Source organism: Marinobacterium iners DSM 11526 (assembly GCF_900107855.1).
GTDB classification, from domain to species: Bacteria; Pseudomonadota; Gammaproteobacteria; order Pseudomonadales; family Balneatricaceae; genus Marinobacterium; species Marinobacterium iners.
In genome coordinates this window covers 302,549-317,963 of sequence record NZ_FNRJ01000002.1, presented here as the reverse complement: position 1 = coordinate 317,963, position 15,415 = coordinate 302,549, and the positions used below count along the sequence as shown (strand labels likewise).

Annotated in this window: 11 protein-coding genes; 4 read left to right on the top strand and 7 right to left on the bottom strand. The window is 56.1% G+C overall.

Annotated features, from left to right (window positions below; translation table 11 throughout):
* Positions 1–10 precede the first annotated feature (10 nt).
* Together BLV48_RS04475 and BLV48_RS04470 are read right to left on the bottom strand one after the other, a co-directional pair.
* Positions 11–1,993, bottom strand: a complete 1,983-nt coding sequence (locus BLV48_RS04475; protein WP_091823714.1) for a flavohemoglobin expression-modulating QEGLA motif protein — start codon at positions 1,991–1,993, stop codon at positions 11–13.
* A complete protein-coding gene (locus BLV48_RS04470; protein WP_091823711.1) occupies positions 1,977–3,014 on the bottom strand; it encodes a glutathione synthetase in 1,038 nt (345 codons plus the stop codon). The genes BLV48_RS04475 and BLV48_RS04470 overlap by 17 nt, the downstream gene beginning before the upstream one ends.
* A gap of 328 nt (positions 3,015–3,342) precedes the next feature.
* Here BLV48_RS04470 and BLV48_RS04465 point away from each other — a divergent pair, with 328 nt between their 5' ends.
* Positions 3,343–4,248 carry an ATP-grasp domain-containing protein gene (locus BLV48_RS04465; RefSeq protein ID WP_091823708.1) on the top strand — a complete coding sequence of 302 codons (906 nt, stop codon included), beginning with the start codon at positions 3,343–3,345 and terminating at the stop codon, positions 4,246–4,248.
* A gap of 4 nt (positions 4,249–4,252) precedes the next feature.
* Here the strand turns inward: BLV48_RS04465 and ptsP are convergent, their stop codons facing one another.
* The gene (ptsP, locus tag BLV48_RS04460) at positions 4,253–6,568 is read right to left on the bottom strand and encodes a phosphoenolpyruvate--protein phosphotransferase (protein WP_091823842.1); all 2,316 of its coding nucleotides are present in this window, start codon (positions 6,566–6,568) and stop codon (positions 4,253–4,255) included.
* A 167-nt stretch (positions 6,569–6,735) separates the two neighbouring features.
* Here ptsP and BLV48_RS04455 point away from each other — a divergent pair, with 167 nt between their 5' ends.
* On the top strand, positions 6,736–9,282 hold the full coding sequence (locus tag BLV48_RS04455; RefSeq protein ID WP_139253882.1) for an EAL domain-containing protein: 2,547 nt from the start codon (positions 6,736–6,738) through the stop codon (positions 9,280–9,282).
* A gap of 34 nt (positions 9,283–9,316) precedes the next feature.
* On the top strand, positions 9,317–9,523 hold the full coding sequence (locus tag BLV48_RS04450) for a hypothetical protein (RefSeq protein ID WP_091823703.1): 207 nt from the start codon (positions 9,317–9,319) through the stop codon (positions 9,521–9,523).
* On the opposite strand, the gene BLV48_RS04445 is transcribed toward BLV48_RS04450, so the two are convergent.
* Complete coding sequence (locus BLV48_RS04445) at positions 9,520–10,092, bottom strand: TIGR04211 family SH3 domain-containing protein (RefSeq protein WP_091823700.1); 573 nt, start codon at positions 10,090–10,092, stop codon at positions 9,520–9,522. The two genes, BLV48_RS04450 and BLV48_RS04445, sit on opposite strands and share 4 nt — an antisense overlap.
* 130 nt (positions 10,093–10,222) lie before the next feature.
* Between BLV48_RS04445 and BLV48_RS04440 the strand changes: the two genes are divergently transcribed.
* Positions 10,223–11,032, top strand: a complete 810-nt coding sequence (locus tag BLV48_RS04440) for a mechanosensitive ion channel family protein (RefSeq protein ID WP_091823697.1) — start codon at positions 10,223–10,225, stop codon at positions 11,030–11,032.
* A gap of 6 nt (positions 11,033–11,038) precedes the next feature.
* Here the strand turns inward: BLV48_RS04440 and BLV48_RS04435 are convergent, their stop codons facing one another.
* From BLV48_RS04435 to mqo, 3 genes are all read right to left on the bottom strand, one after another.
* Entirely contained in the window at positions 11,039–13,222 is a 2,184-nt protein-coding gene (locus BLV48_RS04435; protein ID WP_091823695.1) for a sodium:solute symporter family protein, read from the bottom strand.
* A 24-nt stretch (positions 13,223–13,246) separates the two neighbouring features.
* Positions 13,247–13,549 carry a membrane protein insertion efficiency factor YidD gene (yidD, locus tag BLV48_RS04430; protein ID WP_175527579.1) on the bottom strand — a complete coding sequence of 101 codons (303 nt, stop codon included), beginning with the start codon at positions 13,547–13,549 and terminating at the stop codon, positions 13,247–13,249.
* 101 nt (positions 13,550–13,650) lie between these two features.
* Positions 13,651–15,141, bottom strand: coding sequence for a malate dehydrogenase (quinone) (gene mqo / locus BLV48_RS04425; RefSeq protein WP_091823692.1), 1,491 nt, complete (start codon positions 15,139–15,141; stop codon positions 13,651–13,653).
* Positions 15,142–15,415 lie beyond the last annotated feature (274 nt).

The following is a 15,415-nucleotide window of genomic DNA, read 5'->3' as shown; positions in this document are numbered from 1 at the left end:
ATGTAGCAATTCAGCGGATACAGTTCACCAGGTAGGTGATCTCGGGGCTGCAATTTTGTGGGTTGACCAGACTGTCGGGCAGGTAGGTCGGAGGCTCTACAAGACCGCGAGCCAGCAGTTCGTTGATCAGTGGCAGGTAGCTGAAGCCGGTCTTGCCGATATACAGCCCCTTGATATCCCCCTCGCGCCACAGCTTCAACGCCTGGCTGAAACCGCTCAAGTAGAGATGATCCTTGGTGAAACCGCCTCCACGGTGTACCCGTGCAGTGATCTTGAATGCCTCTTCCTCTGGGCAGGCGTGATCTTCCACCAGCGTGCGCCAGGTGCGGCAGAAGTCGTTGTAGCGGATCATCTGGTCAACCGCGATGACCCTTAATGCCAGTGTCTTGAGACGCTTCAGCGTGAGGTGGCCACACAGGTACTCGCTCAGAATCGCCAGTCCTTCCTGCGCATGGGTATTCCCGGGCAGGCCCAGGGTAAACACCTTCAGCGGCTGAGCAGCAGCATTGAGCGACGTGCTCATGTGAACCCCCAGCTCATGATGTGCCAGCGCGTGCAGCTCAGCCTCGCTGGCACGGGCGCTGCGTTTCACCAGCAGTGCCTTGCGGCCGTTATTCACCATCGCCTGTGCCAGCAGTCGATCCGACAGCTCTACCTTGCACTCCAGCCCCCATTGCTGCGCTTTCTGTTCGAAGAACGGGATCATCTCTTCGGCACTGTAACGTACGCCATTATGCTCTTCAGGCCGTTCGGGGGCATGCAGCAGGAAACGGGCATTCGCCAGATCTTCAGAGGTAGGTTCACCGTAATAACGCAGTGAATTATACAGGAAGCGGTCACTGCCGATGCTGACCAGCAGGTCGATCCGCTCGGCCAGTGCATCGATCACCTCACGGTAGAGCTGGCGCAGGGCAGGGTCGCGGATGCGGTCAACCGGTAGGCGGTACAGCTTCTCGCGGTGTACATAAGGGTCAATGCGCAACTGACGATAGCGGAACTGCGGTTGATAGCGACCACGGTTGCGCATGAACAGCCGCTCTTCCCGGGCAATATTGATAGGGTTGATGTACAACAGAGTCTCCAACCCCTTGGCCAGCTTTTTAAGTGCGCGGTCGACGCGCAGCACTTCACCAGGTAGTTCGCTGGGCATCAGGTCATGGCCGCGAATCCGTTGGCCCGACCTTTGCCGGGCCAGAATGGCGGCGGTCTCGTACAGGCTGTGATGCAGCCCGGTGCAAAGTGCATCCACCACCAGTGGATACAGGGCGCCGCTGCTGTCGCGGAATACCGGGTCGATCTGTAAGGGGATGGTCAGGGTCTGTTCATGACGGGTGTTCACATGAGCACCCAGGTACTCTCCCTGATGTATCGGTTCACCGGTCGATACACTGACGCTCTGGTTGGGAAGGCTGATCTGGTCAAGCTGCTTGAGCAGACCATTGACCACCGTTTCACCTTCCGGCAAACGTACCTGACTGGCGATGACGTGAAAAATCCCGCTTTCGGTACCTGGCTCTCGTGGGTGGCTGTGAAGGTCGATCAGCAGGCAGTGGCCATGGTCCTCTTCCAGTGCATCCAACAGTGCATCCAGCAGATGGTAGAAGCGTTGGTGCTGACGATGAGCCCGCTGTTGCATCTGCTTGGTGGGAGGGCGCTGCCACAGGCTGCGGCCGTCGATGCGCCTGCGCAGGCATTGCGACAGCGGAAAATTCAGGTCGCAGCCCAGGCGAGATTCTTCAACAATCAGCGTGATCGGCAGCAGGGCGGCGAGCTGCTCCGTACCGGTCGTCTCGAAACGCTGCCGCTGCTCTTCGCTGATGGCCAGCCGCGAGGAAATTTCAGGCCGCAGGCTGGTGCCCGCATGTAAAACGGTGCATACCAGCGGCACATACTCATCAATGCGTATGGTCAGCCCGGCGTTGCGCAGCCGGGCGTGAACCGGCTGGCGTGCTTCGATCAGGCTGACAACCTGGGCTTCAGACAGCGTCTGCATCTTCGATCACCTTGCGGAAAGCGGTTTTGCGCTGTTCGACCATGTTGCGCGCCTCGACCACATTTTCGACAAAGTCGATCACCTGACGTTGCAGGCGTACCCGATTGAGCTTATTGATTCGAACGATGCCACCCGGTGCCATGACGTTCACTTCCAGCAACTTGCCGTTGATCACATCCAAACCGGTGAAATAGAGGCCGTCACGCACCAGTTTCGGGCCGAAGCTGCGGCACAGTTCCAGTTCCTGTTTTGTGAGGGTGTGTTTCACTACGCGACCGCCTGCGTGCACATTGGAGCGCATGTCGTTCTCGGCCGGGATGCGGCGCATTGCGCCAATCGGCTCGCCATTGAGCATCAGAATACGGACATCGCCGTTCTCGGCGCCTTCAATGTATTCCTGCAGGATGACATAGTTGCTGCTGCTGCCACTGCCGATGTAGAAGTCGAGCAGAGAGCGGAAGCTCTGACGCGCGCTTTTCTCGATGACGATCACTCCCTTGCCACCGAAGCCGTTCAGCGGCTTGAGGATCATGCGCTCGCCGGGTGACTCATCCAGTGCCTTTTCCAGGTAGTCCTTGTTCTTGGATACATGGGTCACCGGCAGATACTGTGCAGCGGGGCCGTTAAATGCCGCTGTATAGAGTTTGTTGTTGCCAATGCGCAGGCCATCCAGTCCATTCATGATAAACACTTCACCATGAACCGAATCCAGGAAGTTCAGCACGATGGTATCCAGCGGCGGGTTCAGACGCACGATGATGGCATCAAAGCCAGCCAGTGGCAGACGGCTGCGGCGGAATTCGGCGTGGCGGTAAAAGGATGGAATGTTGTCCGACACCTTGCTGCCCTTGCGCAATACGTTGCAAAACGCACTGCTGATGTTGTCGCGAATGGTCAGGTTGGCGGGTGAAGTGATCGCCACGGTATGACCACGGAGGGCCGCCTCATGCACCATGCGCAGTGTGGTGTCGGTGTCCGGTTTGATTTGTTCCCAGGGGTACATCAGAAAGCAGATTTTCATGTCTTTCTCCTGCAGACAGACAGACGTACCGGGCAGCACATCTGCCGGAATCAGGAAGCTGTCAGTGTGTCAGATATAGGGGGTAAAAAAGGGCCGCTGTACAGGTCTGGACAGCGTGCGACAAGTGCGCGCATTGGACGCCATATCGCCGTTTGACACAACACTTTTTACCCGGTGAAACATGGATTTTTTTCATCTATTCGCCTGAGTATAGTGTGCTGTGTTCATGTTGTGGCAGGCGGTGTAAAACTTTTTGGCCTAGACTCTGGTACAGCTCATGTGGCGGGCTTAATATCGCCGCTCACACCCTTCGGAGTAGCCCCGACAGATGCTTGGCTGGATTCTTTACAAATCGGACAGCACCCTGGTCAAACAGGAAACCTACGAACTTGAGCGACTGGTTGCGCGTGCGCCTTCGCACGGCATCGATATCCGCGTGTATCAGCCCGAGGACTTCGACCTTACGGTCACCCGTGATGATCGCAACAGCGTAATGATCAACGGCGAGTCCACCCCGCTGCCGGATTTCTTTCTGCCTCGCATGGGGGCAGGCACCAATTACTTTGCGCTGGCGGTCATTCGTCACCTGGAGCGCCTTGGGGTACACAGTTTCAATTCGGCCGAAAGCATCGATACGGTCAAGGACAAACTCTACAGTCACCAGATTCTGGCTCAGAACGGGCTACCGGTACCCAAAACCATGCTGGTTAAGTTTCCGGTCAACCCGGAACTGGTGAAAAAACAGATCGGTTTTCCGGTGGTGGTAAAAACGCTTTCCGGCTCTCAGGGCAGCGGCGTGTTCCTGTGCGAAACCCTGAACCATTTTGAAGACCTGATGCAGATGGTGGAGCTGACCAACCCCAAAGCCAACATCATTCTGCAGGAGTTCATCGCCGACAGTCGTGGCCGAGACCTGCGCGTGATTGTGATCGGGGGGCGAGCTGTGGCCTGCATGGAGCGGGTGGCGGAAGAGGGCAGCTTCAAGGCCAACTTCTCCCGCGGGGCCTCGGTTCGGCCCTATCCGATGACTCCCGAAATCGAATGGCTGGCGATCGAAACCGCCAGAGTACTGGGCCTGGAGATCGCGGGGGTGGATCTGCTGTTTGCCGGCGATCACTACAAGGTGTGTGAAGCCAATTCATCCCCCGGCTTTGAAGGTGTGGAGAGCTGCTGCGAGGTGGATGTGGTGAACGAGATCTACAACTTCCTCTGTATCCGCCTTGGTAACTTCTAATCTGTTATTGGTAGCCCGCTTCGGCGTTGTCAGGGTCGTTCAGATGCGGGCGTGGCTCACGTCCCCAGCCATACTGCTCAAGTACAGGCAGCAACAGTGCACGTACCTCGGCTTCGCTGTTGCAGGCTCTGGCCTGCTCCAGTACCGGCAGCAGCTCGTCCCGGTTGATCGAGCGGATAAGCAGTTTGATACGGGGAATGTTGTAGGCACTGAGGCTCAGGCAGTCATAGCCCATGGCAGTCAGTACCAGTACTGCTGCCGGGTCTGAAGCCATCTCGCCACAGATTGACACCGGCAGTGACAGGGCCTTGCATTGCTGCAGAATATATTCCAGGGCTACTAGTACCGCCGGGTGAAGATGGTCAAACAGCGCCGAGACGCGCGGGTTGTTACGGTCTACCGCCAGCAGATACTGTGTCAGGTCGTTGGAGCCGATCGAAACGTAATCGATGTAGGGGGCCAGCTTTGACAGCAGCAACATGGAGGAGGGCACTTCGATCATCATGCCGATCGGTGGCACTTTTACCTGATGTCCTTCGCGCAGCAGTGAATCGACCGCCTTCTCCACATACTGGCGAAACGCCTGCATCTCGTCCACCCGTCCAACCATCGGCACCAACAGCTTCAGATTGTCGGTGTCGACATTGGCCCTCAGCATGGCACGCACCTGACTGATCAACAGTTGGGCATTGTCCAGCGTAAAGCGGATGCCACGCCAGCCTAAATAGGGGTTACTCTCGCTGATGTCGAAATAGGGCAGCTGCTTGTCGCCACCGATATCCAGCGTACGCATTGTAACGGGCCTAGGCGCATAGGCCTTCAGCACCTTCTGGTACAGGGTGAACTGCTCCTGCTCGGTAGGAAAGCTGTCATGAATCATGAACGGAATTTCCGACCGGTACAGACCAACCCCTTCAGCGCCGCGCTGAAGACCGGGAGTGGCATCTGCCAGCAGACCGGTGTTCGTCAGCAGGGTTACGCGGAAGCCATCCTGGGTTACGGCGGGCTCATCGCGCAGCTTCTCGAGCCCTTCCATAAAACGTTTTTCTTCCGCAATCATCCGCTTGTATTCAGCCAACAGCGGTGGTGGCGGGTTGAGTACGGCTTCTGCCCGGTTGCCATCAACAATCACGCGAGCGCCACGGTGGTGCTCCGGTTCAAGTTGCTCCAGCCCCATCACTGCAGGAATCCCCAGCGCATTGGCGACAATGGCGGTATGGGACAGGGTAGACCCTTGAGTGCACAGAATGCCGCGAATCTGTTGCAGCGGAAAGTCAGCCAGGTCGGCGATACTGACCAGCTCGCCGGCCAGGACCAGCTCTTCATCCGGGGTTTCGATGACAGGGCGTTCGCGCGATAAAAGCTGGTTCAGTACCCGCTGGCCGATGTTGGCGATATCCTCACCACGGGCGCGCAGGTAGGGGTCTTCCGACTGGTGAAACTGATCAGCCATTTGCTCGATTGTCTGACGCAATGCCCAGGCGGCACTGTCGCCGGCCTCAATCAGTGCCAGTGTCTGCTGGGTCAGCTCGGGACTGTGCAGCATCATTTGATAGACGCTGAACAGCGCGTGTACATCGCTGGGCAGGTGGCTGCCAAGATGGCCTGAACCGGACTCAAGCTCGTCACTGACCATGGAGATGGCCGCCAGCAACTCGTCGCGCTCCTGCACCGGATCACTGTTGATCCCGGGCTGAACCTGATCGAGCGACATGTGTGGTTTTACGAGCCAAAGCCGTCCAAGGCCGAGCCCCGGGGCTCCCTTCAGACCGACATGGCGACGGTACACGCCGCGATTGCTGCGCGGGCGTTGCTCGTACCAGTCCCCCCGACTTTGCAGGGCATGCAAGCTGCCGGCCAGCTGGGAAGCGATGGTAATCAGGAAGGCCTCAACCTCTTGGGAAAAAGGTTCACGCTCGCGCCCCTGCACCACCAATACACCCACCAGACGGCGCAGATGGATCAGTGGCACGCCAAGAAAGCGGTGGTACGGCATTTCGTGGGTTTCCGGAATGAACACGAAGCGATCATCCGCCGGCGCATCGCCAAGATTGAGAGTGCTTAGTGAGGCGGCTATATGCCCTACCAGTCCCTCGTCAAGCTTCAGTCGGGCCTTGCCAACAGCTTCTCTTGACAGACCTTCGGTCGCGGCCAGGATCAGATGCTCCTGATCCGGTGTGCACAGGTAAAGGCTGCATACATCAACGTGCATCAGCTGACACAGGCGTTGGACGATGGTACTCATCATTGCTTCAGGATCGCCGGTACGCGCAATCTGTTCAACAATAGCGGTCAGGGCGCTCAGAGAGGGTTGTTGCATGGTCGCAGTTCCGAAAAAGGTTCCGACAATGAATCCGGCAATCGGCAGGTAATGCATGGATGCTGTCACAGCTGTGACAGCAGAGCAATGCTTTGATGCGAATCAAAAATCTGTCACTGATAGACTACAATTAGCGCAAATTGCGAAGTGTGGTAATCTTGCAGATCATGAATACACATCTCCGACATCTGCCGGCAATAAAGGTTGCAGCAATCAGCCAGGCTGAAATTATTAGCATCGAACTCGGTGCCCCCCTGTCGCAGGCGGTAACCCTGATGGCGCAGCACCATATTGGCTCAGTGTTGGTGGAAGATGGTGCCCGTCCGGTGGGGCTCTTGACCCGTAGCAGAGCGATGCAGCTGGTGTTGCAGCAGGGCTCCAGCAATACCCTGATTGAAGCCAGTATGCTGGCACCGGTACTGCAGGTGGATGCCAATCTGAGCGTGGATGAGTTGGGGCTTGAGTTCATCAGTCAAAGTGCAGCCCATGCAGTTGTTGTCGGGATGGCCGGTCAATGGGTTGGTATTGTCAGCCAGAGTGATGTCGTTAACAGTCAAGGGCTGGAGCACGACCTGTTTCTCAAATCGTTGGAAGAAATTACCAACTTCAATGTACTCAGACTGTCCCCGGATTGCAGCTTGAGGCGGGCAATCGAGCGCCTGCGCAGCGTGAATTATACCGCCATGCTGGTAGGTGATGATGCTCAAGGCTGGCAGATCATGACTGAAACCGATGTCATTCGTCTGCTGGCCGAAGCGGTCGACCTGGATCAGCCGCTGGCTGGCCTGGCACTGCCAAGCTTGATATCCGTTGACAGCCGCCTGAGCCTTTATAATGTGCGGCGCTATTTTCGAGAGCACAACTGCCGGCATATCGGCGTCAAGGATCACAACGAGACAGTGATTGGCCTGGCCTCCTATGGCGATATACTGCGCAGTGTCGAACTGGACTACATCTATCGGCTGCGAGAGCTGCTGCATGACAAGAGCCGTGCCCTGCAACAGTCTCAGCATAACCTGCGCCTGATTGAACGGGTGATTAATGCATCCCGCGAGGGGATTGTGATCACGGATGGCACGGGTCATATTCAGAGCGTTAACCCGGCGTTTACCGCCATCACCGGTTATGAAGCCTGGGAAGCGCTGGGGCGTAACCCCAGCATGCTCAGTTCAGGGCGTCATGATCGTCAGTTCTACCGTCAGCTTTGGCAGACTCTGGAGCAAGAAGGGCGCTGGCAAGGGGAGATCTGGAACCGTCGCAAGGATGGAAGTATTTATCCTGAATGGCTCAGCATTACCGCCATCGAGAATGACGACGGCCAGATTACACAGTATGCCGCCATATTTCATGACTTGACCGAAGCCAAGCGCTCGGAAGCACGCATGCAGCAGCTGTCTTGGTTTGACAGTGTGACAGGGTTGGCCAACCGTCGGCTTTTTCATGACCGGCTGCAGATGGCGCTGGGTTTTGCCCGTGAGCAGCAGCGATCGTTGGCGCTTCTGGCGCTGGATCTGGATATGTTCAAGCAGATTAATGATCGCTTTGGCCACAGTGGTGGCGACCAGGTGCTGAAGCAAATTGCCGAGAGGATCGAGTCTGCACTGCAGGAGTGCGGCACCGCGGCGAGGCCGTCAGGGGACGAGTTTTATATTCTGTTGACAGAGCTCAAGGACGAGACCTGCATCACGGCCTGTCTTGATCGGATAAGCAGGGCATTGTCACTGCCAATCCTGATCGAGAATCGCGAGATACGTGTTCTTGGCAGTATTGGTGTGGCGGTTTTTCCGGCTGATGCAAATGAGCCGGGAGAACTGGTGCGGGCTGCGGAGGTGGCGCTGGAGCACTCCAAGGAACGGGGTCGCAACAATATCTGCTTCTTCTCGCCCGTTCTGCACGAACAGACGCTGAGTCGTTATCGTATTAACAGTTTCTTGCATCAGGCCCTGGAACGTGAAGAGTTCACCCTGGTGTATCAACCACAGGTCTGTCTTCGAAGTGGCACTCTGCTGGGTGTCGAAGCCCTGATTCGCTGGGACAGCCCGGAACTGGGACGCGTAGCGCCGGATGATTTTATCCCGGTGGCCGAAGATACCGGCCTGATTGAATCAATTGGTGCCTGGGTGCTGGATCAGTCTGCACGGGATGCGGCTGACTGGTTGGCTCAGGGCCTGGTACTGAAAATGTCGGTTAACTTCTCTGCTCGTCAGTTTCAGCGTACTGAAGTGGCGGATCAGGTCCTCAGGGCACTGCAGACCTACCGGTTACCGGCCGATCAGTTTGTGGTGGAGCTGACTGAAACCAGTTTTCTGCACAGTGCCGAGCGCACCGAGCATGAAATCTGCCGCTTGCGCAATCAAGGCGTGCGTATCGCCATTGATGATTTCGGTACCGGTTACTCCAGCCTCAGTTATATCCGCCAGATGTCACTCGATATGCTCAAGATTGATCGCAGTTTCGTCAGTGGAGTACAGGCAGGCAGTACTGACGCGCGGCTGGTACAGGCCATGATCGATATGAGTCATGCGATGGAGCTGATAGTTGTGGCGGAAGGTATCGAGAACGAGCAGGATCTGCGGGTGCTGCATGAGCTTGGTTGTGATCAGGCGCAGGGGTACCATATTGCCCGGCCGATGCGGGCGGAGGAGCTGGTGAAGTGGGCTGAACACTATCAGGCCAATGCTCTCCTTTCACCGGATGATTCGGCTCAGTTATGAGGCGATGGCCTGAGACTTCAGCGGGAGTGAATGCGTGAAAAGCTATATTTTTGCCACCGACAACGAGCGCGGCGGCGTAATACTCTGTGATATTGATACGCTGGAAGAGGCGGTCGAATACCTGCAGCAGCGCTTTGAAGGGGTGATCAGGGTAGAGCAGGGGCGCCATTATTGGGCCAGAGGCGAAGGGTTTGCCGAACTGGAACCCCTGCCTCCGTCTCTGGGGCGTGTCAGCGCCTAGAACCAGTCGTCGCGGCGTTTGCGCTTGCGCGGCATATAGGGCATCACCAGTCCCAGGATGACGCCGCCAAAGGCGATCAGGCCTCCATAGGTCAGCCAACGCATCAGGTTGCTCTGATCCATGTTTGCAATCTGAGACTGCAAGTCCCGAATCTCGGTGTTGAGTGTTCTGATCTGATCATCATAGGTCCCATTCTCGCTTTTCAGCTGGCTCAGGCTGGTGTTGAGCTGCTCAATGGTCTTTGCCTGCTGGCTGATGGTGGCCTTGCTTTGCTCCAGAGACTGCTCCAGTTTTGGCAGTTCGATCAGCTTGCTGTCCCCCGTCGCTACAAACTGATCGGGCATCCAGCCGGTACGACCACTCTCTGTTTGAATCTGAACGTAACCGGTACCGTTGTTACGTCCCAGGATTTCCACGGGCTCGCCACTGTTAACCCGGCCGGTAATACGGTACTCATTGCTTGGGCCGCCGTGGAAAAAAACGTACACATCGTCGGCAATATGTCCTTTCTCAGCCAGAACCGGTAACGAGAAGCTGAGCAGGGCGGTGAACAGGGCTGTTTTTCTCATCGTTTTCCCATCTGCGTAATCAACAAAAACATGATTTTACACTACAAACACTTTATCGTTTAGGAGCTGTCCCGTACATGAACGGCAGCAAAACATGATTAATGTGCCTGAATTTTCAAGGGGAGCACAAATGGAAGCCTTTTCTCAGGAATATATTTTACCTTGGGCGGTCAATATCGCCCTGGCAATCGCGATCTTTTTTGTGGGTCGTCTGGTTGTGAAACTGTTGATGAATGTGGTGGGGCGACTGCTGCGCAAGAGCAAAATGGATGTAATGCTGATCAACTTCATCAGTTCCATCGCGTATGCTCTGCTGCTGCTGTTTGTTATCATTGCTGCACTGGGTCAGCTGGGTGTTGATACTACCTCGCTGATCGCCTTGATCGGTGCGGCTGGTCTGGCCATTGGTTTGTCACTGCAGGATTCGCTGAAGAACTTTGCTGCAGGCGTAATGTTGATTGTGTTTCGTCCGTTCAAGGCTGGTGATTTCGTTGAAGCCGGTGGCGTGACCGGTATCGTTGAGCACATCACTATTTTCAACTCTGTTTTTCGTACCGGCGACAACCGCGAAGTCATTATCCCCAATGGCAAAATCTATGCTGACAACATTACCAACTACTCCACACGTGAGACACGTCGCGTGGATATGGTATTCGGCATTGGCTACGGCGATGACCTGCTGAAAGCCAAGCAAATTCTGGTTGATATTCTTGCTCAGGATGAGCGCGTACTGAAAGAGCCTGAGCCAGTCGTGAATGTGGCGGCGCTGGCCGACAGCAGTGTTAACTTCAACGTGCGTCCCTGGGTCAAAAATGCCGACTACTGGCCGGTGCTCTGGGATACCACAGAAAAGGTAAAGCTGGAGTTTGACCGTCAGGGAATCAGCATTCCCTTCCCGCAGATGGATGTCCATTTCCATCGGGAAGAGTCAGCCGACTGAACCTGCCTACCCCTCCTGTTGGGGTTCCTGCAGCAGCTGCTGACGCAGCGTCTCGTTTTCATGACGCAGGCGCTGCGCTTCCACTCGATAATCGAATATCTCCTGGTAACGCTGTTCCAGGCGCGTTTCAAGCTGCTCAATCTGATTCTTCTGCTGATCCACCTTCAGCTGCAACCGTTCCAGTTGGTTCTGCAGATCATCCAATGCTTCAAAGCTGTGATTTTGTGGCTCGTGCGCCTTGTCCGGGTGAAAACGATAGGACCCCTGCAACTCGTTTACAATATGGCTGTAAATGGCGGTCAGGTCCGAGCGTTCCCGGTCGGTATAGCGAATACTTTCCTCAATGGCAGTATGCGCGCTGGCAGCCCCAATTGAACCTGCCAGTACCTGCTCCAGCATGCGGTGGAACTCCATCAACTCCACAACCGAAATGTGACTCTTGTCGTAAACCTGCAGGTCTTCGGCGATGCGATTTACGCTGTGCTGCGCCTTCTCTTCACCCAGGTAGCGCTTGAGTAACTGTTCCGCCTCCACCAATTTGGGGGCTAATTCGATATACGCATTGAGTCCGGTAGGGCGTGTTTTTTCCTGAGTGCGCAGTGCTCGCGTTGTATACAGGAATTCGGTAGTCAGGGTGCGTTCGTGCTTTTGTGGGTGGTAGAACCAGGACCCCAGCAGATAAAACAGGATGTTGGCCAATAGAGACCAGAATACGGCATGAGGGACCTGAGGCAGGTCCAGGCCAAACAGCATTTCCGGTCGCAACCACTCAATCCCGAAAGGCCCGTTATTGAGAAGGCTGGCTGACACCCAGCCTTCCTCCACCCAGGCTGGGATGATCAATGTCCATCCCCAGAGGGCAAAACCGACCAGCATGCCAAGAAAAGCCCCCATGCTGTTGCCGCGAGACCAGAACAGGCCTATGAGGGTTGCCGGTGCCAGCTGCAGTGCAGCTACAAATGAGATCAGGCCTACAGCCACCAGCATGTGCGTATCGCTGAGTAGCCGTGCCAGACCAAAGCTGCCAAACAGAATCAGTGCCACGAGTACCCAGCGGACCTGCAGTAGCCAGGTACGCATCCAGCGCAGATTATCAAACTTCTCGCAGACCGGCAGTAACAGGTGGTTGGAGACCATGGTTGAGAGTGTCATGGTTGTGATAATGACCATGCCGCTGGCTGCTGAAAAGCCGCCAACAAAGGCAAGTAATGCCAGAAGCGGTTGGCCCAATGCCTGTGGAACCATCAGCATGAAATAGTCGGCGCGGGCTTCGGGCAGGCCCAGAATCATGCCGGCTGCGGCGACAGGAATCACGAAGGCCGTGATCAGAGCCGTATACAGCGGAAATATCCAGCGTGCACGGCCCAGGTGACGGGGTGACACGTTCTCCACCACGGCTACATGGAACTGACGTGGCAGCAGCTGCACACCGACGAAGCTGAGTACGATCAGCGTCATCCACTGGATACCCGCATCTTCGCCTCCCAACCCGAGCAGGTGTTGATAGCCGTTGGTCTGGATTTGTTGATACATATCCACCGGACCATCAAAAAAGTACCAGGTAATGAAGCCGCCCAGTACCAAAAAGGCCACCAGCTTGACTACGCATTCGGCCACCAGCGCAAGAATCATTCCCTGGTGCCGTTCGGTGGGGTCCAGGCGGCGTACCCCGAACAGAATGGTAAACACCACCATCATCAGGGTGATCAGCAACCCTGAAGAGCTCCAGTGGATACCATCGGCTTCTTCAATGGTGATCAGGCGAAAAGAACGCACCACCGCTTCAAGCTGCAGGCTGATGTAGGGCAGCAGGCCGAGAAAGGCGATCAAGGTTACCAGCGCCGCGATCCGTTGCGAGCGTCGGTAACGAGTCGAAATCAGGTCGGCAATGCTGGTGATACGGAATGTTTCCTTAACCGCAATCATGCGCCTCAGGGTCATCTGCCAGAAGAAAATGGACAGTAAAGCGCCAACATAAATACCCAGATACAACAGGCCGGACTGAGTGGCAAAACCGATACTGCCGTAGAAGGTCCAGGTGGTGAAGTAGACTCCCATAGACAGGGCATACAGGGTAGCCGAGTTAAACGGCTGGCCGCGTCGTGTGCGCTGCTCACCCCACTGAGCCAGACCAAACAGGAACGCGATGTAGACAACAACAACCAGAATGACACTCAGTGGAGAAAACATCTTTGCTCCTGCAGCCGGTGGCGGTCAGTGATTCTTTTCAGTGTAGTCAGGTTGTGACAATTCGGAACGCTCGTCGTGGCCGGCACAGCCACAGCGTGGAGGTACAGGATCAATTCCACCGTCGCTGTAGGGATGGCAGCGCAGGATGCGTCGAGTACCGAGCCATAGCCCTTTGAACACGCCATGCACTTCGATCGCTTCGATCATGTAGCTGGAACAGCTGGGATAGAAACGGCAGTTGTTGCCGAGAAAGGGGCTGAGCAGTAGCTGGTAGCCACGCACCAGCAGAATAAGGAGTTTTTTAAGCCATTGGGTCAGTTGATGCATGGGAACCTCGAAACCATCTGTTGCAGATGATAGCCCGTGCAGCAGGCAACAGCCAGTGAAGAGAACTGTGAGGGGCCTGTAAAAGGCCCCTCGGCAAGTGATCAAGACTGACGATCCAGCTCCAGTACCGACAGCGTGCGCTTGCGCACCTGAAGCAGTAGCTCCGTGTTTTCAGTCAGGTTCTGGCCGTAGGAAGGCACCAGTTCGGTGATCTTTTGTTTCCAGCTCTCTTCCTTCATGCGCTCTGCAAAACAGCGCTCGACGATGCTCAACATGGCGCTGACAGCAGTGGAAGCGCCCGGAGATGCGCCCAGCAGTGCCGCCAGTGAGCCGTCAGCAGAGGTTATCACTTCGGTACCGAATTCCAGCTTGCCCGCGCGCTCGGTACCAGGCTTGATGATCTGCACACGCTGACCGGCATAGGACAGCTCCCAATCTTCTTCTTTGGCATCCGGGAAGAAGTTGCGCAGAGATTCAACCCGCGAACGGTGAGACTGGCGCACTTCACTGATCAGGTATCGGGTCAGGTCCATGTTGTGCATTGCCACCGACATCATTGGTGCCAGGTTGCTTGGGCGAATGCTTAGCGGCAGGTCCAGAAACGAGCCCTGCTTGAGGAACTTGGTGGTAAAGCCGGCGAAGGGCCCAAACAGCAGTGCCTTCTTGCCATCGATCACACGGGTATCCAAGTGTGGAACCGACATGGGCGGAGCGCCGATCGGTGCCATGCCGTAAACCTTGGCCTGATGCTGTTCGATGACTTCTGGGCGTTTGCAGACCAGCCACATGCCGCTTACCGGGAAGCCGCCGTAACCCCGACCTTCTTCGATTGCAGACTTCTGCAGTAGTGGCAGTGCGCCGCCGCCGGCACCGAGAAACACGAAACGGCTGCGAACGGTTTCAGAGCTGCCGTTGCTGTTGTTTTTCAACACCACGTCCCAGCTGCCATCACTGTTCTTGTTCAGGTCCTTGACGTTGCGGCTAAGCAGCAGATCGAAGCCATCCTGTTGTTCAAGGTTGCTGACCAGGTTGCGTGCCAGGGCACCGAAGTTGACGTCGGAGCCATAGCGAACCCGGGTGCCGGCAACCTTGTCGGACGGGTCACGGTTCTGCATTACCAGCGGCATCCACTCGCGCAACATGGCGTGGTCTTCGCTGTACTCCATGTCTTTGAAGCAGGGGTGCTGGCTCAGCGCGGCGTAGCGCTTGCGCAGAAACTCAACGTTTTTTTCGCCCCAGACGAAGCTTTGATGAGGAGCCGGGTTGATGAACTCACGGGGTGAAGGCAGGTTACCCTGCTCGACCAGATAGGACCAGAACTGCAGGCTGACCTCAAAGGAGGTGTTGATTGCGAACGCCTTGGTGGTATTGATGCTGCCATCAGGCTGCTCGGGCGTGTAGTTCAACTCACAATAGGCCGCATGGCCAGTACCGGCGTTGTTCCAGGCGTCGGTACTCTCGCGCGCAACATGGTCAAGACGCTCGACCATACAGATCTTCAGGGCCGGGTCCAGCTGTTTGAGTATCATCCCGAGGGTGGTACTCATGGCACCGGCACCGACAAGCAGCACATCTACAGTTTTAGTGGTCATATGAGTTCGCCATTTGATCGTAAACAATGGGATTCAGAAACCGGGAGGAAGGCTTTTGGCACACCTGATCGGACCCGTGCCGTTGGGCACAAAACCGGTCAGGACCTCCGGGTCTCACTGCAGCGGTCACCGGCTGATGCTCGGTCCCGCGCGCAGATTGCATGATTATTTACGCTGAATACGTTGGTGCGGTGCATTATATGCAACTGTCGACAGAATAAAACTCACTGCTCGAATCAGGTGCCCTGCCGGGGTGATGTCATCAGGCTGTAAC